At 60.1% G+C, this 25,541-nt stretch carries 22 protein-coding genes and 1 riboswitch; of the genes, 12 read left to right on the forward strand and 10 right to left on the reverse strand.

What is annotated here, in order from left to right; genetic code table 11:
• Nucleotides 1-5: 5 nt before the first annotated feature.
• Entirely contained in the window at nt 6-1,004 is a 999-nt protein-coding gene (locus EQV90_RS04590) for a type IV pilus twitching motility protein PilT (RefSeq protein ID WP_240877796.1), read from the forward strand.
• Nucleotides 1,005-1,085: 81 nt separating this feature from the next.
• Here EQV90_RS04590 and EQV90_RS04595 read toward each other — a convergent pair whose 3' ends face one another.
• Complete coding sequence (locus tag EQV90_RS04595) at nt 1,086-1,745, reverse strand: C40 family peptidase (protein ID WP_004419681.1); 660 nt, start codon at nt 1,743-1,745, stop codon at nt 1,086-1,088.
• 252 nt (nt 1,746-1,997) lie between these two features.
• Here EQV90_RS04595 and EQV90_RS04600 point away from each other — a divergent pair, with 252 nt between their 5' ends.
• On the forward strand, nt 1,998-2,414 hold the full coding sequence (locus EQV90_RS04600) for a TM2 domain-containing protein (protein WP_004419677.1): 417 nt from the start codon (nt 1,998-2,000) through the stop codon (nt 2,412-2,414).
• Nucleotides 2,415-2,500: 86 nt separating this feature from the next.
• Here the strand turns inward: EQV90_RS04600 and EQV90_RS04605 are convergent, their stop codons facing one another.
• From EQV90_RS04605 to gshB, 7 genes are all read right to left on the reverse strand, one after another.
• Complete coding sequence (locus EQV90_RS04605) at nt 2,501-3,772, reverse strand: dihydroorotase (protein WP_010656707.1); 1,272 nt, start codon at nt 3,770-3,772, stop codon at nt 2,501-2,503.
• Complete coding sequence (locus EQV90_RS04610; protein WP_004419674.1) at nt 3,769-4,773, reverse strand: aspartate carbamoyltransferase catalytic subunit; 1,005 nt, start codon at nt 4,771-4,773, stop codon at nt 3,769-3,771. Before EQV90_RS04610 ends, EQV90_RS04605 begins: the two co-directional genes overlap by 4 nt.
• A 12-nt stretch (nt 4,774-4,785) precedes the next feature.
• Nucleotides 4,786-5,289, reverse strand: coding sequence for a bifunctional pyr operon transcriptional regulator/uracil phosphoribosyltransferase PyrR (gene pyrR / locus EQV90_RS04615; RefSeq protein WP_004419672.1), 504 nt, complete (start codon nt 5,287-5,289; stop codon nt 4,786-4,788).
• Between the two features lie 83 nt (nt 5,290-5,372).
• Nucleotides 5,373-5,825, reverse strand: coding sequence for a Holliday junction resolvase RuvX (gene ruvX, locus EQV90_RS04620; protein ID WP_004419670.1), 453 nt, complete (start codon nt 5,823-5,825; stop codon nt 5,373-5,375).
• On the reverse strand, nt 5,825-6,397 hold the full coding sequence (locus tag EQV90_RS04625) for a YqgE/AlgH family protein (RefSeq protein WP_202210205.1): 573 nt from the start codon (nt 6,395-6,397) through the stop codon (nt 5,825-5,827). The genes ruvX and EQV90_RS04625 overlap by 1 nt, the downstream gene beginning before the upstream one ends.
• Before the next feature lie 80 nt (nt 6,398-6,477).
• Nucleotides 6,478-7,377 (reverse strand): energy transducer TonB, encoded by a 900-nt coding sequence (locus tag EQV90_RS04630; RefSeq protein WP_004419668.1) that lies wholly within the window; start codon nt 7,375-7,377, stop codon nt 6,478-6,480.
• Nucleotides 7,378-7,522: 145 nt separating this feature from the next.
• Complete coding sequence (gene gshB / locus EQV90_RS04635) at nt 7,523-8,494, reverse strand: glutathione synthase (protein ID WP_004419666.1); 972 nt, start codon at nt 8,492-8,494, stop codon at nt 7,523-7,525.
• Between the two features lie 296 nt (nt 8,495-8,790).
• Here gshB and pilG point away from each other — a divergent pair, with 296 nt between their 5' ends.
• From pilG to EQV90_RS04670, 7 genes are all read left to right on the forward strand, one after another.
• Nucleotides 8,791-9,198 (forward strand): twitching motility response regulator PilG, encoded by a 408-nt coding sequence (gene pilG / locus EQV90_RS04640; protein WP_004419664.1) that lies wholly within the window; start codon nt 8,791-8,793, stop codon nt 9,196-9,198.
• Between the two features lie 43 nt (nt 9,199-9,241).
• Nucleotides 9,242-9,619, forward strand: coding sequence for a twitching motility response regulator PilH (gene pilH / locus EQV90_RS04645; protein ID WP_004419663.1), 378 nt, complete (start codon nt 9,242-9,244; stop codon nt 9,617-9,619).
• Between the two features lie 10 nt (nt 9,620-9,629).
• Entirely contained in the window at nt 9,630-10,169 is a 540-nt protein-coding gene (locus EQV90_RS04650; RefSeq protein WP_004419661.1) for a chemotaxis protein CheW, read from the forward strand.
• Between the two features lie 80 nt (nt 10,170-10,249).
• Complete coding sequence (locus EQV90_RS04655) at nt 10,250-12,280, forward strand: methyl-accepting chemotaxis protein (RefSeq protein ID WP_232286865.1); 2,031 nt, start codon at nt 10,250-10,252, stop codon at nt 12,278-12,280.
• Entirely contained in the window at nt 12,280-17,799 is a 5,520-nt protein-coding gene (locus EQV90_RS04660) for an Hpt domain-containing protein (RefSeq protein WP_160626591.1), read from the forward strand. Before EQV90_RS04655 ends, EQV90_RS04660 begins: the two co-directional genes overlap by 1 nt.
• Complete coding sequence (locus tag EQV90_RS04665; protein WP_004419655.1) at nt 17,792-18,244, forward strand: chemotaxis protein CheW; 453 nt, start codon at nt 17,792-17,794, stop codon at nt 18,242-18,244. Before EQV90_RS04660 ends, EQV90_RS04665 begins: the two co-directional genes overlap by 8 nt.
• Before the next feature lie 137 nt (nt 18,245-18,381).
• The gene (locus EQV90_RS04670) at nt 18,382-18,999 is read left to right on the forward strand and encodes a hemolysin III family protein (RefSeq protein ID WP_004419653.1); all 618 of its coding nucleotides are present in this window, start codon (nt 18,382-18,384) and stop codon (nt 18,997-18,999) included.
• Nucleotides 19,000-19,073: 74 nt separating this feature from the next.
• On the opposite strand, the gene EQV90_RS04675 is transcribed toward EQV90_RS04670, so the two are convergent.
• Nucleotides 19,074-19,919, reverse strand: coding sequence for a formate/nitrite transporter family protein (locus EQV90_RS04675; RefSeq protein WP_004419652.1), 846 nt, complete (start codon nt 19,917-19,919; stop codon nt 19,074-19,076).
• 157 nt (nt 19,920-20,076) lie between these two features.
• Complete coding sequence (locus EQV90_RS04680; protein WP_004419651.1) at nt 20,077-20,478, reverse strand: hotdog domain-containing protein; 402 nt, start codon at nt 20,476-20,478, stop codon at nt 20,077-20,079.
• A gap of 165 nt (nt 20,479-20,643) precedes the next feature.
• A riboswitch (S-adenosyl-L-homocysteine riboswitch) is annotated at nt 20,644-20,750 on the forward strand.
• Nucleotides 20,751-20,772: 22 nt separating this feature from the next.
• On the opposite strand from EQV90_RS04680, the gene ahcY reads away from it, so the two are divergent.
• The 3 genes from ahcY (at nt 20,773) to EQV90_RS04695 (ending at nt 25,397) form a co-directional block, all read left to right on the forward strand.
• Nucleotides 20,773-22,182 carry an adenosylhomocysteinase gene (gene ahcY / locus EQV90_RS04685; RefSeq protein WP_004419650.1) on the forward strand — a complete coding sequence of 470 codons (1,410 nt, stop codon included), beginning with the start codon at nt 20,773-20,775 and terminating at the stop codon, nt 22,180-22,182.
• A gap of 192 nt (nt 22,183-22,374) precedes the next feature.
• On the forward strand, nt 22,375-23,220 hold the full coding sequence (gene metF / locus EQV90_RS04690) for a methylenetetrahydrofolate reductase [NAD(P)H] (protein WP_004419648.1): 846 nt from the start codon (nt 22,375-22,377) through the stop codon (nt 23,218-23,220).
• A 320-nt stretch (nt 23,221-23,540) separates the two neighbouring features.
• Nucleotides 23,541-25,397: a DEAD/DEAH box helicase gene (locus EQV90_RS04695; RefSeq protein WP_004419646.1), complete on the forward strand. Its 1,857-nt coding sequence runs from the start codon at nt 23,541-23,543 to the stop codon at nt 25,395-25,397.
• Nucleotides 25,398-25,541: the final 144 nt, after the last annotated feature.

Consider the following 25,541-nt stretch of genomic DNA (forward strand, 5'->3'; position numbering starts at 1 on the left):
GGGGGATGGATATCGCCGACCTGTTGGCATTGTGTGTCAGTAGTGGCGCTTCGGACTTGCACCTGTCAGCAGGTGTCGCACCCATGCTGCGGGTCGATGGTGAGATGCAGCAGTGCGGGCTGCCGGTGTTCGGGCCAGATCAGGTGCGGGGGCTTATCCACAGCCTGATGACAGACGCGCAGCGCAGCGCTTTCGAAACCGGGCATGAAGCCGATTTCTCTTGTGCACTTGCCGGGCTGGGCCGGTTCCGGGTCAACGCTTTCGAGCAACAGCGTGGCGCGGGGGCGGTGTTGCGCAGCATTGCCCAACGGGTGCCGAGCCTTGAGTCACTGGGGCCGGGCGAGGTGTTTCGTCAGCTTTGTCGCCTGCCCCACGGCCTGATATTGGTCACTGGCGCCACCGGCTCCGGTAAATCCACGACCCTGGCCGCGATGATCGACCACCTTAACCGTAGTCGTCAGCAGCACATACTCACCATTGAAGACCCGATTGAATTCATCCATCAGCCGGCCCGCTGCCTGATCAACCAGCGTGAAGTGCACCGTGACACCCACAGTTTTTCGGCAGCGTTGCGCTCGGCGCTGCGCGAAGATCCGGATGTGATCATGCTGGGCGAAATGCGCGACCTCGAGACCATCCGGCTGGCCCTGACGGCAGCTGAAACCGGACACCTGGTGCTGGCCACGCTGCATACGTCTTCGGCGGCCAGAACCATCGACCGGATGGTGGATGTGTTCCCGGCAGAAGAAAAGGCCATGGTGCGCTCCATGCTGTCCGAGTCACTGCAGGCGGTAATTTCCCAGACGCTGGTCAAGAAGGTTGGCGGGGGCAGGGTAGCGGCTCACGAAATCATGCTGGCGACACCGGCAATCAGGAACCTGATACGGGAAAACAAGGTTGCGCAGATGGTCTCGGCGATCCAGACCGGTGGGGCGGTCGGCATGCAGACGCTGGAGATGAGCCTTGGCAGGCTTAGTGAGGCGAGGGTGATCGAAACGTTGTAGGGGCTGTGGATGAAAAAAAGCTGCGATCTTCAAGATCGCAGCCTTCGTGCCTCGACAGCTCCAGCGAGCAGGTTGGCGCTCTTAGCGCTGAACAACCTGCAGACTGGCTTTCTCTTTCGGCAGTACGCGCTTGGCGACTACGTAATGGCTCTGCCAGTAAGGCTTTTTCAGGGTGTCGATGGTGACCGACTTGCCGCGACGTGGCGCGTGGATGAACCGGTCGTTGCCCAGGTAGATGGCAACGTGGTTGACCTTGCGGCTCTTGATGTTGAAGAACAGCAGGTCGCCGGGTTTCAGATCCTTGCGTTCGACCTTTTGCCCGTGGCCGCTGGCCATTTCGCTGGAGGTACGTGGCAAATCAACCGCTGCAACGTCATTAAAGGCGTATTTCACCAGCCCGCTGCAATCAAACCCTTTACTTGGGCTGCTGCCGCCCCAACGATAAGGGGTGCCCAACACGTTGACGGCGCGGCTCAATACCGTGCTGCTCTGCATGTTGGCGGCGGTCAGCGAAGCATTGGCGATTTTGCCAGGCGCTTTGCGATGAGCCTTGCTGGACGCAGGACGTGCTACGGTTTTGTTGCTGGTCTTGCTGTTAGAGGCGACATAAGCAGCACCCGCAGATGATTTTGCGGTGTAGCCAGTGAAGCCCGAAGGAAGATGTTGCTCACGATTGGTGGCGTGGGCGGCCAGTGGCATTAACAGGCAAATGGTTAGCCATGTCTTGAATAAAGGACGCATTCGGCAGGGCTCTATGGTGGTAAGCGCGAAACTTTATAACAGCTTTTTTGTCCTTTCTCAGGCCGTTTGTCGATTGGGCCTGGGGGTGAAAAAGCACAAAAGTACTGGCAAATTGTCCCATGGCAGCAGCGCAGGTCAGGTGGTACAAGGCTTTGCGCCATTTTTTGTAAGACACTTTTACCTGTTGCGTGACAGTAAAAAAGTCACAAAAAAATCCACAATATTTTTCTATCAGCACCAAAGAGGGCATTTATGAGCGGCTATCGAGACGATGTACAACGCGATACCCACAGCAAGGTGCTGGGTTATTTGCTGTGGATTTTCGGATTTCTGGGGGCGCATCGCTTCTATTACGGCAAGCCGGTGACCGGGACGATCTGGTTTTTCACCCTGGGCTTGTTGGGAATTGGCTGGCTGATCGACCTGTTCCTGATTCCGAGCATGGATCGCGAAGCCGACCTGCGTTTCACCTCGGGTGAAACCGACTACAGCGTGGCCTGGATTCTGCTGACCTTCCTGGGTGTGCTCGGTGTGCACCGCATGTACATGGGCAAATGGATCACCGGGATCATCTACCTGTTTACCGGCGGGTTCTTTCTGATCGGTATCCTTTACGACTTCTGGACCCTGAACGAACAGATTTCGATCAAGAACGCCGAACGCCGTTAAGGCACAGCGCAAAACATGCAGAAGCGGTCTTGCTCGCGATCTTTTATGTGTTCAAAAGATCGCGAGCAGCCCGCTCCTGCAGATGCTTAGCCTTCGTAGCTGATCCGGCCATCCACCAGCGTGTAACGCACGGCACTTGGCAGGCAATGGCCAAGGAACGGGCAGTTGTCGCCTTTGGAAAGCCATTTCTCACCGGCCACGGTGGAAGCTGTCGGATCGAACAGCACCAGATCCGCCGCGCAACCCACCGCCAGGCGTCCGGCCGGCAGGCGCAAGGCATCGGCCGGGCCAGCGCCCAGGCGAGCCAGCAAGGTCGGCAAGTCCAGCAAACCGTCTTCTACCAGGGTCATTGCCAGCGGCAATAACAGTTCAACGCTGCTCATGCCCGGCTCGGTGGCACCGAAGGGTGCAAGCTTGGCATCGCGTTCGTGGGGCTGGTGATGGCTGGAGATGGCTTGCACCACGCCCGACTTCACGGCTTCGCGCAGACCGTCACGGTCGGCCCGGGTCCGCAGCGGCGGTTGCACGTGGTACAGGCTGGAGAAGTCCACCAGCGCCTCATCGGTCAAAATAAGCTGATACAGCGCCACATCGGCCGTCACCCGCAAACCGCGAGCCTGGGCCTGGGCAATCAGGGCCACGCCCCGGGCGCTGGTCAACTGGCTGAAGTGGGCGCGCACGCCACTTTGCTCAACCAGCAACAGATCACGGGCCAGCGCTACGGTTTCGGCGGTTTCAGGGATGCCCGGCAAACCGCGGAAGGCGGCCATCGGACCGTCGTGGGCGATGCCGCCTTCAGCCAGATCGCGATCCTGGGAGTGGAAAATCACCGTCAGGTCGAATGTTGCCGCATATTCCAGCGCCCGGCACAGGGTGCGGGTGTTGGTGAAACTGCTGAGACCGTTGCCGAAGGCGACGCATCCGGCGTCACGCAGAGCGATCAATTCGGCCAGCTGCTCGCCTTCCAGGCCTTTGCTCAGGGCGCCAATCGGGAACACCTTGCAGTTTCCGGCTTCACGGGCGCGGTCGAGGATCAGCTCGGTGACGGCCGAGGTGTCCAGCACCGGTTTGGTCTGAGGCGGACAGCACAGGCTGGTCACGCCACCGGCAGCGGCAGCGCGGGTTTCGCTGGCGATGGTGCCTTTGCGGCTGTAGCCCGGCTCGCGCAGGGCAACGTTCAGGTCAACCAGCCCGGGAGCGGCCACCAGGCCTTTGGCTTCGATGGTTTGAGTCGGGGTAAAACCTGCCGGGGCAGCGCCAATGGCAATAATTTTGCCGGCTTCCAGATGCAGGTCGGTCACTTGATCCAGCTTGCTGCACGGATCAATCACGCGGGCGCCGAGAATGCTGAGCTTCACTGGGCGTTCTCCTGTTCGAATTGGCGCTGGGCCGTTTGCCCGCTCATGGTCATGGACAACACCGCCATGCGCACGGCGATGCCATAGGTTACCTGGTTGAGAATCACCGAATGCGGGCCGTCGGCCACTGCCGACTCAATCTCCACGCCACGGTTGATCGGGCCCGGGTGCATGACGATGCAATCGGGCTTGGCCCCCGCCAGGCGGGCCGTAGTCAGGCCGAACAGGCGGTAGAACTCGCCTTCGCTCGGCAGCAGGCCGCCGGACATGCGCTCGCGCTGCAGGCGCAGCATGATCACCACGTCGACGTCTTTCAGGCCTTCGGTCATGTCGGTGTAGACCTTGACCCCGTATTGCTCGATGCCGATCGGCAGCAGGGTTTTCGGTGCAATCACGCGGATATCCGGGCAGCCCAGGGTTTTCAGGGCAATCATGTTCGAACGCGCGACCCGCGAGTGCAGGATGTCGCCGACTATGGCCACCGACAGGTTTTCGAAGCCGCCCTTGTGGCGACGGATCGTCAGCATGTCGAGCATGCCCTGGGTCGGGTGCGCGTGCCGGCCGTCGCCGCCGTTGATGATCGCCACCTGCGGGCACACATGCTCGGCAATGAAGTGCGCGGCCCCGGAGTCGCCGTGGCGTACCACGAACATGTCGGCGGCCATGGCTTCAAGGTTGCGCAGGGTGTCGAGCAGGGTTTCGCCCTTGCTCGCGGACGAAGTCGACACATTGAGTGTGATCACGTCGGCGGACAGGCGCTGTGCGGCCATCTCAAAGGTGGTGCGGGTGCGGGTGGAGTTTTCGAAGAACACATTGCACACGGTTTTGCCGCGCAGCAACGGGACCTTCTTCACCGCCCGGGCGCCGACTTCGAGGAACGAGTCGGCGGTATCGAGTATTTCAGTCAGCAGCTCGCGGCGCAGTCCGTCGAGGGACAGAAAGTGGCGCAGCTGGCCCTGATCATTGAGCTGTAGCGGGCGCTTGGCGTCTATGGGCGTCATCGCAAAGGTCTCTTAGGCAAGGTCTTGAAGTTCGAGGGTCAATGGCGCCGGGCCGGACAGTTTTACCCGCTCGGTCGGTTTCAGGGGCAGGGTCGCACCCACCACGTCGGGCCTGATCGGCAGTTCGGCCGCGTCCAGATCCAGCAGGCTGACCAGTGTCACGCTGGCTGGACGACCATAGTCGAACAGTTCGTTAAGCGCGGCGCGAATGGTACGACCGCTCATCAGCACGTCATCGATCAGGACCAGATGCTGGCCTTCAATTTCGAATGGCAGCTCGGAAGGGCGAACCTGCGGGTGCAGCCCGTTCTGGCTGAAATCGTCGCGGTAGAAAGACACATCCAGCGTGCCCAGTGGCGAGTCGCTGTCCAGCGCGCGCAGCAGTGCCTGGGCAACCCAGATACCGCCAGTACGAATGCCAATGAAGCGCGGCTCGGTGATGCCGCGCCGGGCTAGATGGGCCTTGAGGTCGAGGGCCATCTGGGAGATCAGTTCAGCGGGAACAGGCAGGATCATGGTGGCTCCTTAAAAGGCCCGCGAGGCGAAGCCTGCAGCGGCGGGCGCAAACAATGGGGCGCGTCAGTGATACAAACGCAGGGTCAGGCTTTGGATTGAGACTTGGCCAGGAACTCGTCGATCCAGCTTTGCAGCACCAGCCTGGCGGCAATGGCATCCACAGGGTTGTCACGAAAACTGCCGCGCTGGCCGCCCTGGGCCATACGCTCGCCCTTGGCCTCAAAAGTGGTCAGGCGTTCATCGTGCTCATAAGCGGGCAAATTGAAACGGCCATTGAGCCGATTGGCAAATTTTTTGGTCCGTGCGCACAGCGGGCTTTCGCTGCCATCCATGTTCAGGGGCTTGCCGACAATCAGCACGTCGGGTTTCCACTCTTTAATGAGCTTTTCGATCTCTTCCCACTTCGGAATGCCGTTCTCGGCTTTCAGGTTGCACAGTTCACGGGCCTGGCCGGTGATCATCTGGCCAACGGCGACCCCGATGGAGCGGGTGCCGAAGTCGAAACCGAGCACAAGACGAATGTCGTGCCCGGCCATCAGGAATGGCCTGCTTGGGTGCTTAACAAATTGAGGTTCACTCCGAGGTGTTTGGCGGCGGCGTCGAGGCGCAACTCGCTAGAGGTGTCAAACAGGACGTGGGCTGAGTAGGGGCAGGTCAGCCAGGCATTGTCGGCCAGTTCGGCCTCCAGCTGGCCGGCGTCCCACCCGGCATAGCCCAGGCAAATCAGGCTGCGTCGCGGCCCGCGCCCGTCAGCAATACTGAACAGCACGTCGGCAGAGGTGCTCAGGGCCAGTCCGTCCTCCAGCTCGACGGTGGCGTCAAAGCTCATGCCGACCGGGTGCAGGACAAAACCGCGATCAACCATCACCGGGCCGCCGCCGTAGATCGGCACATGCTGGCACAAGGGTGCGCAGGCCGTATCAGGGCGCAGTTGCTCAAGAATGTCCGCCAGACTCAGATCCATTGGCCGGTTGATCACCAGGCCCATGGCACCATTGGCCGTGTGCTCGACGATGTAGGTCAAGGTGTGTGCAAAGTTCGGGTCAGCCATGTGGGGCATGGCGATCAGGAATTGATGCTTGAGGTAGGTCGGTGCGTGCTTTTTCATGAGCCTTAGTGTGGCGCTGGCAAGGTGAACTGACAAGTTTGGCGGATGAAGATTGCTGACTCTGCAGGAGTGAGCCTGGCTCAATTGCTCGACAACCTGTCGCCCTGGGCAAACTTCCAGGTGCGGATGATCTCCAGCCGGTCGATGTCTGCCAGATCGCCAGTGAATGGCGCAAAAGGCGCCGCCAGCCTTACGATTCGTTGCGCCGCCTGATCCAGCAGCGGTTGCCCGGAGGACTCAAGTACCAGCACTTCGTGCAGTGAGCCGTCGCGATTGATCGACACCAGCAGCCGCAGCTTGCCGTAGATCTTTTCGCGACGGGCCTGTTCGGGGTAGTTGAGGTTGCCGACGCGTTCGATTTTTTTGCGCCAGTCCTCTTTATACCAGGCACCCTTGTCGCGCATGGTCGAAGCGGCACTCATGCGGTAGATCTTCGGGCGCTTGGCGTACAGCTGCTGCTCGTTGGCCAGTTCGGCTTCGAGGCTGGAAATCTCGCTGGACAGCTGTGAGCTGTCGAACGTGGGAACGCTGGCCTTGGGCGCCGCTTCGGTTTTGACCTTTTGCGGTTCGCGCGGGGCCTTGTTCGGTTTCGGGGCGACGGTGGTGACTGCCGCCTTGGGCGCTGCCTTTGGCTGTTCGGGTCTGGCGGCAGGAGGCGGGGTGACCTTTTTGACCGTATTGTCCTGGAACGGAGCGACCTCTGTGGTCTTGGGCACGGCTTTCTTGTCCAGCGTACCGCTGCCTTGCTGGTTGTCCTGTGCCAGGAAGTCCGCCTTGTCCGGAGCTTTCTCGCTTTTGAACGTCGAGAGGGTGATTTCCAGGGTTTTACTGATTTTCCTGGGCTCGCTCATGCTGAAACCCACACCCAGAATCACTGCGATATGAATCAGCGCCGCGACCATCAGGGTAAAACCCAGGCGATCGGCCGCTCTCACGCCTTTATGGCTGAGTTCGGGGGGCAGGTCGCTGGGGAGTGTCATGACAGAAAGACCAACATTGCGCGTTACACAGGTCGCGCATGATAGCGCAATGTTGGTTTTTAGCTGCAAGGAGGGAAGGGGCAAGCCTCAAGCGGCAAGCTAAAAGCGATACGCCCCAAACTTGCCGCTTCGCTACATTGCGCCTTTAAACTTTCGGCTTGGCGCTTGAAGCTTGCAGCTTCGATGCAATCGCATCCATCAACAGGGCGCCGATATTGGTGCCGAAAGCATTGTCGATCTCGCGGATGCAGGTCGGGCTGGTGACGTTGATTTCGGTCAGGTGTTCACCGATCACATCCAGACCGACGAACAACAGGCCTTTCTCCCGCAGGGTCGGGCCGACCTGGGCTGCGATCCAGCGGTCCTTGTCACTCAGTGGCCGTGCTTCACCACGGCCGCCTGCGGCCAGGTTGCCACGGGTTTCGCCTGCGGCCGGAATGCGCGCCAGACAATAGGGTACGGGCTCGCCGTCGATCATCAGGATGCGCTTGTCGCCGTCCTTGATCGCCGGCAGGTAGCCTTGGGCCATGATTTGCTGAGTGCCGTTGGCGGTCAGGGTTTCGAGAATCACCGACAGGTTTGGATCACCCACCCGATGGCGGAAAATCGAAGTGCCGCCCATGCCGTCGAGCGGCTTGAGGATCACGTCACCGTGGGTGGCGGCGAATTCTCGCAAGACATCGGCGCGGCGGCTGACTACGGTCGGCGGCGTGCACTGGGTGAATTGCGTGGCGAACAGCTTTTCGTTGCAGTCACGCAGGCTCTGCGGCTTGTTGACGATCAATACGCCGTCGCGCTCGGCTTGTTCCAGCAAGTAGGTGGAGTACACGAACTCCATGTCGAAGGGCGGGTCCTTGCGCATCAGGATCACGTCCAGATCGCTCAGGGCGGTATCGGCTTCGGCGTCCAGCTCAAACCATTTTTGCGGATCGGCGAAGACCTTGAGCGGCTTCATCCGCGCCCGGGCCTTGCCTTCGCTCAGGTAGAGGTCTTGCTGCTCCATGTAGAACAGGGTCCAGCCGCGATCCTGTGCGGCCAGCAACATGGCCAGCGAGCTGTCCTTCTTGTAGGAAATGCCCGCAATGGGGTCCATGACAATCCCGACTCGAACGCTCATGGCGAATTCCTCATATAAAATTGGCGAAGATCTCACCCGTAGAAAAGTTCGCGAGCAAGCTCGCTTCTGCGGGTTAGTAAAAGGCTTTTAAAAGTGGCGCCAGAGTGGCGCTGAGCGGGGGCCCGGTCAAGGAAAAACCACCTGCCCCGGGTCACGCCGGGTCGCCCGATAGATTGCAGGTCGTGACTGTGCTAAAAAGGCTCGCACAGTACTTTCAGCCCTTGTCCATCAAGGAGTTGGGTTTTCAAGCCGCACATTTGTAACAAAACGGGTCGCCACGCGACGGTAGAGCACATATGGAAAAGCAGTCCAGCGCCTTGAAGGTGATGGTGATTGACGATTCAAAAACCATTCGCCGTACCGCCGAAACGCTGCTCAAAAACGTAGGGTGCGAGGTCATCACGGCCATCGACGGTTTTGATGCCCTGGCCAAGATTGTCGATCACCATCCGCATATCATCTTTGTCGATATCATGATGCCGCGCCTGGATGGTTATCAGACTTGCGCACTGATCAAGAACAACCGGGCGTTCAAGTCGACGCCGGTAATTATGTTGTCATCCAAGGACGGGCTGTTCGACAAGGCCAAGGGGCGGATAGTGGGTTCTGATCAATTTTTGACCAAGCCCTTCAGCAGGGACGAACTGTTGAGTGCGATCAAGGCTCATGTGCCCGGTTTCAATATTGTCCCGAACGCTCAATGATGCCCGGCCAGCCGGCCGCTTACCTTTTTTAATGGGGAACACCATGGCTCGCATTCTGATCGTCGATGACTCGCCGACTGAAATGTACAAATTGACCGGCATGCTGGAAAAGCACGGTTACGTCGTGCTCAGGGCTGAAAACGGCGCGGACGGCGTCGCCCTGGCGCGTCTGGAAAAACCCGATGCGGTCTTGATGGATATCGTGATGCCGGGCCTCAACGGGTTTCAGGCGACCCGACAGCTGACCAAAGACTCCGAAACCAGCCATATCCCGGTGATTGTCGTCACCACCAAAGACCAGGAAACCGACATGGTCTGGGCTACCCGCCAGGGTGCCAAGGACTATCTGACCAAGCCGATCGAAGAAGAAAAGCTGATTTTGACGCTCAAACAAGTACTCAAAGATAACCCTCCAAAATGACGGAGGCCCTGTGCCGGACTCTCTGACCGCCTTCGAGTTGCTGCTGGAGATAGATCAGCGCTGTCGCTCGCTGGCGGCGGGTCTGGCACCTGCACAAGTCCAGGCCGACAACTGGAGCGGTATCGGTTTCCGGATCGGCGAGCATTGTTTCGTGGCGCCGATGGGGGAAATCGCCGAAATCCTCCATGAGCCGCGTTTTACCTTGCTGCCGGGAGTAAAACCCTGGGTCAAGGGCGTGGCCAATTTGCGCGGGCAGCTGCTGCCCATCCTCGATCTGTGCGGTTTCTTCGGCGTGGAACTGTCACCTTTGCGCAAGCAGCGCCGGGTGCTGGTGCTGGAATACCAGGAGATATTTGTCGGACTGCAGGTAGATGAGGTGCTGGGCATGCAGCACTTCGCCCAGGCCGACCTCGATACCGACGTGCAGGCATTGCCCCACCCCATGTTTGCGCCCTACGTGCAGGGGCATTTTGCCGGCAGCCCGGTATGGTGGGTCTTCAGCCCCTTTGCCCTGGCCCAGGCACCGCAGTTCTGGGCGGTGGCGGTGTGAGCCGCCGCCACTTTGTACCTTCAGCAATGACACGGGACCCCGGGACCTGATCGATGACCACAGCCAATACCGCTAAACCAATGGAAGGGTCGCGCAGTCGCTCCCAGATCATCGTGCTTTTTATCGCCCTGATCGTGTTCATCATGCTGTTGTTCGCCAACTTTGCTTACCTCAATACCCAGTCCAACTACGACAAGCAGTACATCAGCCATGCGGGTGAGTTGCGGGTGCTTTCGCAGCGTATCGCCAAGAACGCCACTGAAGCGGCTGCCGGCAAGGCGGCGGCGTTCCGCTTGCTCAGCGATGCGCGCAATGATTTCAGCCAGCGCTGGGGCTTCCTGAAAAAAGGCGACCCGGCCACTGGCCTGCCCCCGGCGCCCCATGCCGTGCACAAGGAAATGCAGGCGGTGCAGCGCGACTGGGAGCAATTGCTGGATAACACCAACGCCATTCTGGCAAGTGAGCAAACCGTCCTGTCGCTGCATCAGGTCGCCGCCACCCTGGCGGAAACCGTGCCGCAGTTGCAGGTCGAGTACGAAAAGGTTGTGGAAATCCTCTTGCAGCGGGGTGCTCCTGCCAGCCAAGTGGTGCTGGCCCAGCGTCAATCCTTGTTGGCCGAGCGCATTTTGGGCGCGGTCAACACCGTGCTGGCCGGTGATGAGAATGCCGCGCAGGCCGCAGGTGCCTTTGGCCGCGATGCCAACCGTTTCGGGCAAGTGCTCAACGGCATGCTGGAAGGGAGTGAGGGGCTGAGAATTACTCAGGTCGAAGACAAGGACGCACGTACCCGCTTGCTGGAAATCTCGGAGCTGTTCCAGTTTGTATCCGGTTCGGTGGACGAGATTCTCGAAACCTCCCCCCAGCTGTTCCACGTGCGCGAAGCGGCGAACAATATCTTCAGCTTGTCGCAGACCTTGCTCGACGAGGCGTCGAACCTGGCCAACGGCTTTGAAAACCTGGCCAGCGGACGCTCGCTGGACATCATCGGCGGCTATGTATTGGGCCTGCTGGCGCTGGCGTCGATCATCCTGATCGGGATGGTGATGGTGCGCGAAACCAATCGCCAGCTGCGGGAAACCGCTGAAAAGAACGAGCGCAATCAAAACGCGATCATGCGCCTGCTTGATGAAATCGAAGACCTGGCCGACGGCGACCTGACCGTGACGGCCTCGGTCACGGAAGACTTCACGGGCGCCATTGCCGACTCCATCAATTATTCCATCGACCAATTGCGCGGACTGGTGGCGACCATCAACCTGACTGCGGGTCAGGTGGCGGCGGCGGTGCAGGAAACCCAGGCCACGGCCATGCAACTGGCAGAAGCCTCGGAACATCAGGCGCAGCAGATTGCAGAGGCATCGGGGGCGATCCAGCAAATGGCCCACTCCATCGATCAGGTTTCGGCCAACGCCTCAGAGTCCTCGGCGGTGGCGGAGCGCTCTGTCGCCATTGCCAACAAAGGCAATGAAGTGGTGCACAACACCATTCACGGCATGGACAACATTCGTGAGCAAATTCAGGACACCGCCAAGCGGATTAAACGCTTGGGCGAGTCTTCCCAGGAGATCGGCGACATTGTCAGTCTGATTGATGACATTGCCGATCAGACCAATATCCTGGCCCTGAACGCGGCCATCCAGGCTTCGATGGCCGGTGATGCCGGACGCGGGTTTGCCGTGGTGGCTGACGAAGTCCAGCGCCTGGCAGAGCGCTCTTCGGCGGCCACGCGGCAAATCGAAACCCTGGTCCGGGCCATTCAGGCCGACACCAATGAAGCGGTTATTTCCATGGAGCAGACCACCACCGAAGTGGTGCGCGGTGCTCGCCTGGCACACGATGCCGGTGTGGCCCTGGAAGAAATCGAAGGTGTATCGCAAAACCTTGCCGATCTGATTCAAAGCATTTCCAACGCCGCGCAACAGCAGACCACCTCGGCGGCGCAGATTTCCCTGACGATGAACGTGATTCAGCAAATCACCAACCAGACCTCATCCGGTTCCACTGCCACCGCCGACAGCATCGGCAACCTGGCCAAAATGGCCAGCCAGTTGCGGCGTTCAGTGTCCGGGTTCACCTTGCCCGCCACGCAAAAACCACGTGAGCCACAGTAATGGTTGACCGGCACGACTACGTAGCCCTCGAATGGGTCAAAGGCGATATTGCCGACACCTTGAAACAGGCACGCGTGGCGCTGGGAGAGGACGGGCAGCCGCCCACTGCCCAGATGCTGGAACAGTGCCTGGACTGTATTCATCAGGTGCATGGCAGCCTGTTGATGGTGGAGTTCTACGGCGCCGCCTTGCTGGCCGAAGAGATGGAGAAACTGGTGATTGCCCTGCAGCAGGGCCGTGTCAGCCAGCTCGACGAAGCCTTGCGCCTGTTGCAGCAAGCGTTCAGGCAGTTGCCCTTGTATCTGGACCGTGTGCACAGTGCCCGGCGTGACTGGCCGCTGGTGGTGCTGCCGCTGCTCAATGATTTGCGCACCGCCCGAGGTGAAGCACTGCTCTCGGAAACCAGCCTGTTCAGCCCGCCCTTGCAGCACTTGCCCGAGCTGGACCAGGCCGCATTGGCCCGCTTGCTACCGCCACAATGGCCGCATCAACTGCGGGCCCTGCGCCACACCTTGCAATCCGCGCTGCAGGGTTTGCAGCGTGAAGAAGAGGTGCAGGCCAGTCTGGAGCTGATGGCGGGGGTGTTCGCCCGCCTCGAAAGCATGTGCCACGGCGCGCCGCTCAATGCACTGTGGAAAATCTCCGCGGCGCTGGTGGATGGCATGCTCCGCGGGCGGGTGGCCAACAGCCCGGCGTTGCGCAGCCTGTTCAATGAATCGGACAAAGAACTCAAGCGCCTGCTGGAACAAGGCATAGACGGCATCAACCAGCCTGCGCCCGAAGAACTGCTGACCAGTTTGCTGTTTTACATCGCCAAAGCCGAACAGCCGACCACCAAAATGCTCGCGCTGAAAACCCGCTATGAGCTGGACGAAGCCATGCCCGACGCGGCCATGGTGGATGAAGAGCGTGCGCGGCTGGCGGGGCCCGATCGCGATGCCATGCGCTCAGTGGTGGCGGCATTGTGCGAAGAGTTGGTGCGGGTCAAGGAGCGTCTGGACCTGTTTGTGCGCAGCGACCGCTCCCACGTGTCGGAGCTGAGCAGCCTGATGGCGCCTTTGCGGCAGATCGCCGATACCCTGGCCGTGCTGGGTTTTGGTCAGCCGCGTAAAGTCATCATCGACCAGTTGGCCGTGGTCCAGAGCCTGGCCCAGGGGCAGCGTGAGCCCACCGATGCGGTGTTAATGGATGTCGCTGCGGCCTTGCTCTATGTCGAGGCCACGTTGGCCGGCATGGTCGGCAATGCTGAACCGTCGCAGCGCGAAGAGAGCCGTCTGCCCACCACCGATCTGATGCAGATCCATCAACTGGTGATCAAAGAGGCGCGCATCGGCCTCGAAGAAGTCAAAGACCTGATCAGCGACTACCTGGCGGCAGACTTTGATCGCCAGCATCTGCAACCACTGCCCGAACTGCTGACGCAAATCCGTGGCGCCCTGGCGATGATCCCGCTGACCCGTGCCGCCAGCCTGCTCGAGGCCTGCAACCAATACTTGGGCGAACAGCTACTGCTGCCAGCCAGACCGCCGTCTGCGCAGCAGCTTGAACAACTGGCGAATGTGCTGATCAGCATCGAATATTACCTGGAGCGCCTCTCCCAGGACCCCGGGGCCAGCGGCGAACAGGTGCTGGATCGGGCCGAGCATAGCCTCAATGAACTGGGTTATGCCCCGGCAGAGCGCCAGGTGCCAGTGCTCAATGACCGCCTCAGTCCGGCCGAAGTGCTGGCCATGCAGATCTCTCAGACCCTGGAAGGGCCCCTGGTGGCGCAGAGCCTGGCCGATGTTCTGGCCAGCCCGGTGTCAGCGCTCAACCCGCCGGCACAACATATTCCCGGCAGCTTGCTACCGCCCCCGGTAGACGAGGCAGCAGTCGATGAAGAACTGCTGGAAGTCTTTCTTGAAGAGACCGACGAGGTTCTGGTCGCCCTGCATGACTATTTGCCCCAGTGGATAGCCAACCCGGCCGACAGTGCTGCACTGGCCGAACTGCGGCGGGCCTTTCACACGCTTAAAGGCAGCGGGCGCATGGTCCGGGCGCTGGTGCTGGGTGAGCTGGCCTGGGCTGTCGAGAATCTACTCAACCGGGTGATTGAGCGCAGCGTGGCGCCAGGGCCGCAGATCTATCAGTTGCTGGAAGAGGTACTGGTGATTATCCCGGAGCTGGTGCAGGAGTTTGCCGAGCTTAGCCAGCGTCAGCGCGAAGATGTCGACCGATTGGCCGCACGGGCCCACAGCCTGTCAAAAAGTAAGCCGTTGCCGTTGCTGATCGAGCAGGACAGCAGCGGTACTGATCCGCAACTGCTGGATATCTTCCGACAGGAAGCACAAACCCACCTCGGCAGCCTTGACCATTTTCTCGATCAGGCCAGCCAGCAATTACCGTTGCCTGCCAGCGACGACCTGCAACGCGCCATGCATACCCTCAAGGGCAGCGCCCACATGGCCGGTATGTTGCCGATGGCGGAGCTGGCCACGGCCCTGGATCATCTGGTTCGCGAGTACAAGGGGCACCAAATCAGCCTGGACCGGGATGAAATCGAACTGCTGCTGGAGGCTGACAGCTTGCTGCATCGCGGCCTCAAGCAACTGGATGTCGACCCGCAGGCTGAAATCCATGGTGCCCGGCCCCTGATCAAGCGTATCGAGCAATTGATCGCCAGTCGTGTGGATGAATTGATCAATGCTCCCGGGGGCAGTCTGGAACCCAAGCGCGATCCTCAGCGCATCGCCGAGTTTCTGGCCGAAAGCATGGACAGCCTGTTTGACGCCGAAGACCTGCTATTGCACTGGCGCGAGAACCCGCACGAGCGTCAGGGGCTGGATGGGTTGCTCGAGCATCTGACCGGCCTGGCCGAGTCCGCGCATCTGCTGGACTTGCAGCCTTTCGACGCGCTGTGCGAAGCCTTGCTTGATCTGTATGGCGCCGTTGAAGAAAGCAGCTTGGCGGTCAGTGAGCGTTTTTTCACCGAGGCCAATAACGCCCATGAAGCACTGATCAACATGCTCGACCAGCTGGCGGCGGGGCAAGAAATCACCCCGCAGCCGGTGCTGATCCAGACCCTGCACGACCTGTTGCATGAAGGTCTGGCACCTGAAGCCACGGGCCTGATCCGTCGGGAGGGCACCAAAACCCTGGAGATTACCGAGTTGGGCGCCGCCACGGCGCAGCTGGGTGCCAGCCAGGGGCCGGCGAGCAGCATTCAGTCCGACGCGGCCCAAGGCAATGGCGACCCTGAGTTGCAGGACATCTTTCTGGATGAGGCTTTCGACATTCTCGAAAGCTCGGGTGCGGCCTTGGTGCGTTGGCAAGCCGACCCGCAGAACCATATGGAAGTCGAAAACCTGCTGCGGGACTTGCACACCCTTAAAGGGGGCGCGCGCATGGTTGAAGTTGCGGCCATCGGCGACTTTGCCCACGAGCTGGAAACCCTGTTCGAAGATATTTCCGTGGGTTTTCTGGCGCCCGGTGCGGACCTGTTCATGTTATTGCAGCGCTGTCATGACCAGCTGGCGCAAATGCTTGATGCCTTGCGCAGTGGTCAGCCGTTGCCCTCGCCACAGGTGCTGATCGAGCGCATCCGGCAGATCGAGCGCAGCACCCGGCAACCTGGCCCGAGTGCTGTGCCGAGCAAACCGGAGCCGGCTGGCGCGGTGGTGCCGGAAGGCGAGCGTACCGGGCTGGACACGGTCAAGGTGCCGGCCGAACTGCTGGAGGACTTGCTCAACCTGGCGGGGGAAAGTTCGATCATCCGCGGGCGTGTGGAGCAGCAAGTCAACGATGCCCAGGTCGCCCTCAACGAAATGCAGACCACCCTGGAGCGGATGCACGATCAGTTGCGCCGGCTCGACAGCGAAACCCAGGGGCGCCAGCATAATCGTCAGCACACCGAGGGTGACGGGGTGGCCTACGATGAGTTTGATCCGCTGGAAATGGATCGCCATTCGCTGCTGCAGCAATTGTCCCGGGCACTGTTCGAGTCGGCATCTGACTTGCTCGACCTCAAGGCCACCCTGGCCGCGCGCAATCGGGATGCCCAGGGCCTGCTGCAAAAGCAGGCGCGGGTGAACACTCAGTTGCAGGAAGGCCTGATGGGCACGCGCATGGTGCCGTTCGAGCGGGTGTTGCCGCGCCTTAAACGGATTGTCCGGCAAGTGGCCAGCGAGCTGGGCAAGCAGGTGGACTTCAGTGTCATCAATGGCGAAGCCGAGATCGACCGCAATGTGCTGGAGCGGATGGTGGCCCCCCTCGAACACATGCTGCGCAATGCCGTCGACCACGGCCTGGAGCCGGCGCACGTGCGCCGGGCCAGCGGTAAACCCGAGCAGGGGCTGATTACCCTTGAGCTGTCCCATGAAGGTGGCGATGTGGTGTTCGACATGCATGATGATGGCGCCGGAGTGCCCCTTGAGGCGGTGCGGCGCAAGGCCATCCTGCGCGGGCTGCTCGACCCGGCTTCCAGCATCTCGGACCGCGACGTGTTGCAGTTCATCATGCAGCCGGGCTTTTCTACGGCGGAAAAAATCACCCAGATTTCCGGGCGTGGCGTGGGCATGGACGTGGTGCACGAAGAAGTGCGCCAGCTGGGCGGTAGCATGACCATCGACTCGGTGGCCGGCCAGGGCGTGCACTTTCAAATCCGCCTGCCGTTCAGTGTCTCGCTCAATCGGGCGCTGATGGTGCAGTGCGCCGACGAGCAGTACGCCATCGCCCTCAATACTGTCGAGGGCATTGTGCGGGTCATGCCCAATGAGCTGGAGGGCTACTACCAGCTCAACCCGCCGCTGTATCACTACGGCGGCCAAACCTACGAATTGCGTTATCTGGGTGAACTGCTGCAAACCGTGGGCAAGCCCAGGCTGGCGGGCGAAAACCATTCGGTACCGGTGTTGCTGGTGCATTGCCAGGACCAGCGGGTGGCGCTGCAAGTCGATGCGCTGGCAGGGTCGCGGGAAATCGTGGTCAAAAGTCTGGGGCCGCAATTCACCGGGGTTCAGGGCTTGTCCGGTGCCACCATTCTGGGTGACGGGCGAGTGGTATTGATCCTTGATCTGCTGGCCTACATTCGCGCCCACCAGGCGCGCCTGCCTTTGTTGCAGGCGCAACAGCGGGCGGTCGGTGCCCTGGAGTTCTCCCCGGCGTTGCGCCCGGCGCTGGTGCTGGTGGTCGATGATTCGGTCACCGTGCGTAAAGTCACCAGCCGTCTGCTGGAGCGCAACGGCATGAACGTGATCACCGCCAAGGACGGGGTTGATGCCATGAGCGTGCTCGAAGAACACACCCCGGACCTGATGCTGCTGGACATTGAAATGCCGCGCATGGATGGCTTTGAAGTCGCCACCCGCGTGCGCAACAACCCTCGTCTTAAAGACCTGCCGATCATCATGATCACCTCGCGTACCGGGCAAAAGCACCAGAACCGGGCCATGGCCATCGGCGTCAACGACTACCTGGGCAAACCGTATCAAGAGTCGGTGTTGCTGGAGCGCATCGCCTACTGGAGCAAGTTCAATGCTTGATCACCGTGTGGGCAGCCTGACCGGGCTGCTGCTGCCGCTGGCGGACCGTTACCTGCTATTGCCCAACGTTGCCATAGCGGAGCTGATCGACTGGCAGCGCGGCGAACCCAGCAGCGACTCGCCGCCCTGGCATCTGCGGCAGATCACCTGGCGCGACCGTGAATTGCCGCTGATCAGTTTCGAAGCCGCGTGCGGCAGCCCGCTGGTGATTGGCGAGCGGGCACGCATCGTCATTCTCAATACGTTGGGGGGCAATCCGCAGCTCAAGTTCATCGCCATGGTGGTGCAGGGCATCCCCCGCTCCTACAAAGTCGATAGCCAATTGAGCTTTGTCGACGTGCCGCTGTGCCCGCTGGAGCGTGCGGCGGTGCAAGTGGGAGATCACGTGGCCAGGATTCCGGATCTGCTGGCGCTGGAGAGATTGGTGATGGGGGAAGAGGTTTAACTGCGCCAGCAAAGTTTCAGCAGGAGCAGCCTTGCACTTCTCGACGATCGCCGCATTGCCCTTTAAGGTCGCAGCCTTGGCCCTTATCTCGTAACAAGGTGACACGGTCGCACTATCGGATCTTGAGGGAGTTGCACATGTATCACGGTGAAAAACTCAACGCCTGGACTCATCTGGTGGGGGCGTTGCTGGCGACGGCAGGCAGTATCTGGTTGCTGGTGATGGCATCTCTGGACGGCAGCCCGCAAAAGATTGTCAGTGTGGCGATCTATGGCGTGACGCTGGTGTTGTTGTACAGCGTTTCGACTGTTTACCACAGCGTGCGCGGGCGCTCGAAAGTGATCATGCAGAAGTTCGATCACCTGTCGATTTACCTGTTGATCGCCGGCAGTTACACCCCGTTCTGTCTGGTCACGCTACATGGGCCGTGGGGCTGGTCGCTGTTCGGCATAGTCTGGGGCATGGCGGTGATCGGCATGCTGCAAGAGATCAAGCCGCGCTCCGAGGCGCGCATTCTGTCCATCGTGATTTACGCGGTAATGGGCTGGATTGTGCTGGTGGCGGTCAAACCATTGCTGGCGGCGCTGGGTACCGCCGGCTTTGTCTGGCTGGCCACGGGTGGTGTGATGTACACCGTGGGCATCATATTTTTTGCCCTTGATCACCGCCTGCGCCATGCCCACGGCATTTGGCATCTGTTTGTGATTGCCGGCAGCGTGCTGCACTTTGTGGCGATCGCGCACTACGTGATCTAGCCCTGATATCTGTAGGAGCGAGCTTTGCTGCTTTGAAAAAGCTCGCGAGCAAGCTCGCTCCTACAGGATTTGGCTCAGGTTTTTTGCGGTTTTTTGGTGTCGCTGCGGATTTGGGCGTGGCTGATCAGGGCGAAAATAAAACTTCCGCCGATGATGTTGCCGGCCAGGGTCGGGCCGGCAAAGATCAGCCAGAAATCTTTCCACGGCAACTCGCCGGCAAACACCAGGTATGAGACCTCGGCCGTACCGACCACGATGTGGGTGAAGTCACCCAGGGCCATCAGATAGGTGATGAGGATGATGATCCACATCTTGGCGCTCTCCATCGACGGGATCATCCACACCATGGTGGCAATCATCCAGCCCGAGATAATGCCTTTGGCGAACATCTGGCTGGAGTCGTTTTCCATGACCTTGCGCCCGATTTCGAGAAAGGCCTTATCGGTCTGACTGTCGAAAATCGGCAAGTGCAGCATCGTGTAGGCAACCAGCAGCGTGCCCAGCAGGTTACCCACCAGCACCACCGCCCACAGCCGGAACAGGCGTGCGAAATTATTGAGCGTGGGTTTGCTCATGATCGGCAATACGGCGGTCAGGGTGTTTTCGGTGAAGAGTTGCTGGCGGGAGAGGATGACGGCCAGAAAACCTGCGCAGTAACCGAAGCTGGCAATGACCTTGAACGCTTCGCCGTCCGGCAGGCGCGAGTTGAGCAAGCCCATGGCCATCAGCGACAGGCCCATGGTCAGTCCGGCAGCCAGTGCCGACCAGAACAGGGCGGCAATGCTGCGCTCCAGTTCCATGTCGCCCTGCAGGCGAATGATTTCATGCAGCACGGCTGCCCGTGGCGGCTGGTTTTTGGTGACGTCGTGCTCTTCTTCAGCCGACAGGTTGGGGGTTTTACCGCTTTTTTGAGTGTCCATCGGGCTCGTCACCGTAAGCGTGTGTAAAGCTACGACACGCTGGATTGCAAGCTGTTCACTCAGGGTGCTGCATGGCAGGTGGGAGCTGGCTTGCCAGCGATGCGGTCTTGATCATGCATTCGCCGGCAAGCCGGCTCCCACAAGGCCCGATGTCCGGTCAGGCCTGATCGTCATCCTGGAACTGGTCTTTGACGTATTTGATCTCGGTGCGCCCGTGGGGAGCCGGCAAGCCGTCCTCACCCAGGTTGACGAAGACCATCTTGTCGACCGTCAGGATGCTTTTACGGGTGATCTTGTTGCGCACTTCACAGGTCAGGGTGATCGAGGTACGGCCGAACTCTGTGGCGGTGATGCCCAGCTCGATGATGTCGCCCTGGCGCGAAGCGCTGACAAAGTTGATTTCGGAGATGTATTTGGTCACCACGCGCTGGTTGCCCAGTTGCACGATGGCGTAAATGGCGGCTTCTTCGTCGATCCAGCGCAGCAGGCTGCCACCGAACAGGGTGCCGTTGGGGTTGAGGTCTTCGGGTTTAACCCACTTGCGGGTGTGGAAGTTCATGGCGGCTCCAGGTTTGAGTGTGGCCCCCAGCTTCAAGTTTTAAGCGACAAGCTGCAAGTAGAAGCCGATTCGCTCTTGCTTGCAGCTTGCCACTACCCGGATAAAGACAGCTATAATCCCCCCCGCTTCAAAACGGTCATATTTACCCAGTACCGTTCCCGCCACCTGTCCGAGGGGCGCTGCAGCAGGTTCAACCTGTCAGGCTCGGATGGGGCGTTGTTTGTTCAGGGCTCCCTGTTCAGGCACTAAACGCACAACGGCGCCCATTCGCGATTAAACGAATGGAGGCTCTTGATGAGCGCTGTAAACACGCCTGCAGGTTTTACTGACTATAAAGTCGCTGATATGTCCCTGGCCCAATGGGGCCGCCGCGAAACCTTCATCGCCGAGTCCGAAATGCCGGCTTTGATGGGGCTGCGTCGCCGCTATGCAGCAGAACAACCGCTCAAGGGCGCGAAGATTCTGGGCTGCATCCACATGACCATCCAGACTGCCGTGCTGATCGAAACCCTGGTTGCCCTGGGTGCCGAAGTGCGCTGGTCGTCGTGCAACATCTTCTCGACTCAGGATCAGGCTGCTGCCGCTATCGCTGCTGCCGGTATCCCGGTATTTGCCTGGAAAGGCGAGACCGAAGAAGAGTACGAGTGGTGCCTTGAGCAAACCATCCTCAAGGATGGCGCGCCTTGGGATGCCAACATGATCCTCGACGACGGCGGCGACCTGACCGAGCTGTTGCACAAGAAATACCCGGACATGCTGAAAAAGATCCACGGCGTGACGGAAGAAACCACCACCGGCGTACACCGTCTGCTGGACATGCTGGCCAAAGGCGAGCTGATGATCCCTGCGATCAACGTCAACGACTCGGTGACCAAAAGCAAAAACGACAACAAGTACGGCTGCCGTCACAGCCTGAACGATGCCATCAAGCGCGGTACTGACCACTTGCTGTCCGGCAAGCAGGCGCTGGTGATCGGCTACGGCGACGTGGGCAAGGGTTCGGCTCAGTCCCTGCGTCAGGAAGGCATGATCGTCAAGGTTTCGGAAGTTGACCCGATCTGCGCCATGCAAGCCTGCATGGACGGTTTCGAAGTGGTTTCGCCGTTCATCAATGGCCAGAACGACGGCACTGCCGCCAGCATCGACGCTGCGCTGCTGGGCAAGATCGACCTGATCGTGACCACCACCGGTAACGTCAACGTGTGCGACAAGAACATGCTGGCTGCGCTGAAAAAACGCGCTGTAGTGTGCAACATCGGCCACTTCGACAATGAAATCGACACCGCTTTCATGCGCAAGAACTGGGCATGGGAAGAAGTGAAGCCACAGGTTCACAAGGTTCACCGTACTGGCCTGGGCGAATTCGACCCGCAGAACGACGACTACCTGATCCTGCTGGCCGAAGGTCGTCTGGTGAACCTGGGCAACGCCACCGGTCACCCGAGCCGCATCATGGACGGTTCGTTCGCCAACCAGGTTCTGGCCCAGATCTTCCTGTTCGCCCAGAAATACGCAGACCTGCCAGCCGAGCTGCAAGCCGAGCGTCTGACTGTAGAAGTGCTGCCGAAGAAACTTGACGAAGAAGTGGCCCTGGAAATGGTTCGCGGCTTTGGCGGCGTAGTTACCCAGCTGACCAAGCAACAGGCTGACTACATCGGCGTTACCGTCGAAGGCCCGTTCAAGCCGGACGCTTACCGCTACTAATAGCAGCTGCAAGCTTCAAGCCTCGAGTTGCCAGCAAAGCAGATTGCTTTGGCTTGTAGCTTGAGGCTTGGGGCCAGCTATTGAGTGTAAACAATAATAAGCAGTTGCAAATTGTAAGCCTGCAGCACAAGAGCCTGGCGCATCGCCCTCTTGGCGCTTGAAGCTTGTAGCTTGCCGCTGGAGGTTGCCTCCATGTCTCAAGACCGTCGTTACAGCTTCGAGTTCTTCCCGACCAAGACCGATGCTGGACATGAAAAACTGATGAACACGGCTCGCCAGCTGGCGACCTATAACCCGGATTTTTTCTCCTGCACCTATGGTGCCGGTGGCTCCACCCGTGACCGCACGATCAATACCGTGCTGCAACTGGAGAGCGAAGTAAAAGTACCTGCCGCCCCGCATTTGTCATGTGTGGGTGACAGCAAGGCTGACTTGCGCGGCCTGCTGACCCAGTACAAAGCTGCGGGTATCAAGCGCATTGTTGCGCTGCGTGGCGACCTGCCTTCGGGTATGGGCATGGCCAGTGGCGAGCTGCGCCATGCCAATGATCTGGTGAGCTTCATTCGTGAAGAGACCGCTGATCACTTCCATATCGAAGTGGCTGCCTATCCGGAAATGCACCCGCAAGCGCGCAACTTCGAAGACGATATCAACAACTTCGTGCGCAAGGCCCATGCCGGCGCCGATAGCGCAATCACCCAGTACTTCTTCAACGCAGACAGCTACTTCCGTTTTGTCGAGCGTGTGCGGGCGGCTGGCGTCACGATTCCAATCGTGCCGGGCATCATGCCGATCACCAACTACAGCAAGCTGGCGCGCTTCTCGGACGCCTGTGGCGCTGAAATCCCGCGCTGGATTCGCAAGCAGCTGGAAGCCTACGGCGACGACATCCAGAGCATTCAGGCATTTGGCGAACAGGTCATCAGCGAAATGTGCGAACGCCTGCTCGACGGCGGCGCCCCGGGCTTGCACTTCTACACCCTGAACCAGGCCGAGCCCAGCCTGGCGATCTGGAACAACCTCAAGCTGCCTCGCTGACACACCCCCCTGCGGGAGCGAGTGTGCTCGCTCCCGCAGGGAATGTGCCGTACAGCTCTGCAAAGCCGTTCAGCAGCATGAAATCGGCGCGCCGTGATTGCTCTGTTATACTCCGGGCTTTCCGCCAGGCTTACGCCCGGCCGCTCGTCCTTGTACAAGGCATTCAACCCGGCTACAGCGCAGCTTTCAGCCAGCGCGAGCAGTTTGAATGAGCCTTCAGGACTGGAGCAGGACCGGACGGGATTGCGTCACCTTAAACGCCATTCACGCCAGGCAAGACTATCCCTTTGGGCCAAGCCCTAACTAGAACAGGATTACTCATGTCCTTTGCTTCCCTCGGTCTCTCCGAGGCTTTAGTCCGCGCCATTGAAGCTGCGGGCTATACCGAGCCTACTCCGGTGCAACAGCGGGCCATTCCCGCCGTGTTGCAAGGTCGCGACCTGATGGTTGCGGCTCAGACAGGTACTGGCAAAACCGGCGGCTTCGCTCTTCCGATTCTGGAAAAGCTGTTTCCCAATGGCCACCCGGACAAATCCCAGCGCCACGGCCCACGCCAACCACGCGTGCTGGTCCTGACCCCTACTCGCGAACTCGCCGCCCAGGTGCATGAGAGCTTCAAGCTCTATGCCCGCGACTTGAAGTTCGTCAGTGCCTGCGTCTTTGGCGGTGTCGGTACGAACCCTCAGGTGCAAGCACTGGCCCGCGGTGTCGACGTACTGGTTGCTTGCCCGGGCCGTTTGCTCGACCTGGCCGGCCAAGGCAGCGTTGACCTGTCCCACGTTGAAATTCTGGTGCTCGACGAAGCCGACCGGATGCTCGACATGGGCTTCGTCCATGACGTGAAAAAAGTCCTCGCCCGTCTGCCGTCCAAGCGTCAGAACCTGCTGTTCTCGGCGACGTTCTCCAAGGACATCACCGATCTGGCCGGCAAGCTGCTGCGCAACCCGGAACGCATCGAAGTTACGCCGCCGAACACCACGGTCGAGCGTATCGAACAGCGCGTTTTCCGTCTGCCGGCTACCCACAAGCGTGCCTTGCTGGCGCACTTGATTACCGCAGGCGCCTGGGAACAGGTTCTGGTCTTCACCCGTACCAAGCACGGTGCCAACCGTCTGGCTGAATACCTGGACAAACACGGCCTCAGCGCTGTGGCCATCCACGGTAACAAGAGCCAGAACGCGCGGACCAAAGCCCTGGCCGATTTCAAGGCCGGTGCCGTACGCATTCTGGTAGCCACCGATATCGCCGCTCGCGGTCTGGATATCGATCAGCTGCCACACGTGGTCAACTTCGAGCTGCCAAACGTCGATGAAGATTACGTTCACCGTATCGGCCGTACTGGCCGTGCCGGTCGTTCGGGCGAGGCGATCTCGCTGGTCGCTCCGGACGAAGAAAAACTGCTGAAAAGCATTGAGCGCATGACCAAGCAGAAAATCGCCGATGGCGACCTGATGGGTTTTGACTCCAGCACAGTAGAAGCCGAAAAGCCTGAAGTACGTGAGCGTCCGGATGTGCGTAACCCGCGCAACCCGCCTCGCGGTCCACGTGGCGACGGTCCGGGTAACCCGGGCGGTGGCGGTGGTCGTAAAGACAAGGGCAAGGAAAAGAGCAAGGAAAAACCGGCAGCTGCTCGCGGCGAACGTCCTGCCCGTGAGCAAAAGCCACGGGAAGCGCAACCTGCCCGTGAACAGCGTCAGCCTGCTCCGCGTTCGGACGCCAACCGCGCGCCGGACGAGTTCCGTGATGACGACGTAGACAACTTTGGTAACCGCGCTGACTACGTCAGCCCGTACCAGAACAAGAACAACCAGAGCCGTGGTCGCCGTCCGGGCGCACCTGCTGCTGGCACCGGTGCTGCACCTGCCCGTACCGGTGGTGCTTCTCAGGGTCGCCAGAACGGCCCGCGTACCGGCAGCGGCGCCAGCACTGGCACTCCGCCAGCCAAGCGCAGCGGCCCACGCAGTGGTGCTCCGCGTGACGGTCAGGCCCGTCGCGAAAACCGTCCGGCCCGTGACGATGCCCGTCAAGAGCCAGCGGTTAAAGGCCCGCGCGAGAACCAGCCGAAGATCATGCACAAGGAGTCGAAAAGCGATCGCTTCCCGACACCTGAGCAGCTGGATCAATTGCCGAACCGCCCTCGTGGCGAGAAGCCAGCGCTGTTGACTCGCAACCGCTGAGTTAACACCGCCTGAAAAAATGCCCCCGATCGAGAGATCAGGGGCATTTTTTTATGCGCGTCTGGCGAGGGTTCTGCAGGAGCAAGCGCCTTTATTCTCCCCGCCATTGCGGGAGCCGGCTTGCCGGCGAATGCGTCAACAGGG

Origin of the sequence: Pseudomonas sp. TMW22089 (assembly GCF_022496645.1) — a bacterium.
GTDB classification, from domain to species: domain Bacteria; phylum Pseudomonadota; class Gammaproteobacteria; order Pseudomonadales; family Pseudomonadaceae; genus Aquipseudomonas; species Aquipseudomonas paraversuta.

What these genes read in the sequence shown, in the direction of transcription:
- EQV90_RS04590 (WP_240877796.1), top strand. Translation starts at nt 6, where the DNA reads ATGGATATCGCCGACCTGTTGGCATTGTGTGTCAGTAGTGGCGCTTCG.
- EQV90_RS04595 (WP_004419681.1), bottom strand. Translation starts at nt 1,745, where the DNA reads ATGCGTCCTTTATTCAAGACATGGCTAACCATTTGCCTGTTAATGCCA.
- EQV90_RS04600 (WP_004419677.1), top strand. Translation starts at nt 1,998, where the DNA reads ATGAGCGGCTATCGAGACGATGTACAACGCGATACCCACAGCAAGGTG.
- EQV90_RS04610 (WP_004419674.1), bottom strand. Translation starts at nt 4,773, where the DNA reads ATGACGCCCATAGACGCCAAGCGCCCGCTACAGCTCAATGATCAGGGC.
- pyrR (WP_004419672.1), bottom strand. Translation starts at nt 5,289, where the DNA reads ATGATCCTGCCTGTTCCCGCTGAACTGATCTCCCAGATGGCCCTCGAC.
- ruvX (WP_004419670.1), bottom strand. Translation starts at nt 5,825, where the DNA reads ATGGCCGGGCACGACATTCGTCTTGTGCTCGGTTTCGACTTCGGCACC.
- EQV90_RS04625 (WP_202210205.1), bottom strand. Translation starts at nt 6,397, where the DNA reads ATGAAAAAGCACGCACCGACCTACCTCAAGCATCAATTCCTGATCGCC.
- EQV90_RS04630 (WP_004419668.1), bottom strand. Translation starts at nt 7,377, where the DNA reads ATGACACTCCCCAGCGACCTGCCCCCCGAACTCAGCCATAAAGGCGTG.
- gshB (WP_004419666.1), bottom strand. Translation starts at nt 8,494, where the DNA reads ATGAGCGTTCGAGTCGGGATTGTCATGGACCCCATTGCGGGCATTTCC.
- pilG (WP_004419664.1), top strand. Translation starts at nt 8,791, where the DNA reads ATGGAAAAGCAGTCCAGCGCCTTGAAGGTGATGGTGATTGACGATTCA.
- pilH (WP_004419663.1), top strand. Translation starts at nt 9,242, where the DNA reads ATGGCTCGCATTCTGATCGTCGATGACTCGCCGACTGAAATGTACAAA.
- EQV90_RS04655 (WP_232286865.1), top strand. Translation starts at nt 10,250, where the DNA reads ATGGAAGGGTCGCGCAGTCGCTCCCAGATCATCGTGCTTTTTATCGCC.
- EQV90_RS04660 (WP_160626591.1), top strand. Translation starts at nt 12,280, where the DNA reads ATGGTTGACCGGCACGACTACGTAGCCCTCGAATGGGTCAAAGGCGAT.
- EQV90_RS04665 (WP_004419655.1), top strand. Translation starts at nt 17,792, where the DNA reads ATGCTTGATCACCGTGTGGGCAGCCTGACCGGGCTGCTGCTGCCGCTG.
- EQV90_RS04670 (WP_004419653.1), top strand. Translation starts at nt 18,382, where the DNA reads ATGTATCACGGTGAAAAACTCAACGCCTGGACTCATCTGGTGGGGGCG.
- EQV90_RS04675 (WP_004419652.1), bottom strand. Translation starts at nt 19,919, where the DNA reads ATGGACACTCAAAAAAGCGGTAAAACCCCCAACCTGTCGGCTGAAGAA.
- EQV90_RS04680 (WP_004419651.1), bottom strand. Translation starts at nt 20,478, where the DNA reads ATGAACTTCCACACCCGCAAGTGGGTTAAACCCGAAGACCTCAACCCC.
- ahcY (WP_004419650.1), top strand. Translation starts at nt 20,773, where the DNA reads ATGAGCGCTGTAAACACGCCTGCAGGTTTTACTGACTATAAAGTCGCT.
- metF (WP_004419648.1), top strand. Translation starts at nt 22,375, where the DNA reads ATGTCTCAAGACCGTCGTTACAGCTTCGAGTTCTTCCCGACCAAGACC.
- EQV90_RS04695 (WP_004419646.1), top strand. Translation starts at nt 23,541, where the DNA reads ATGTCCTTTGCTTCCCTCGGTCTCTCCGAGGCTTTAGTCCGCGCCATT.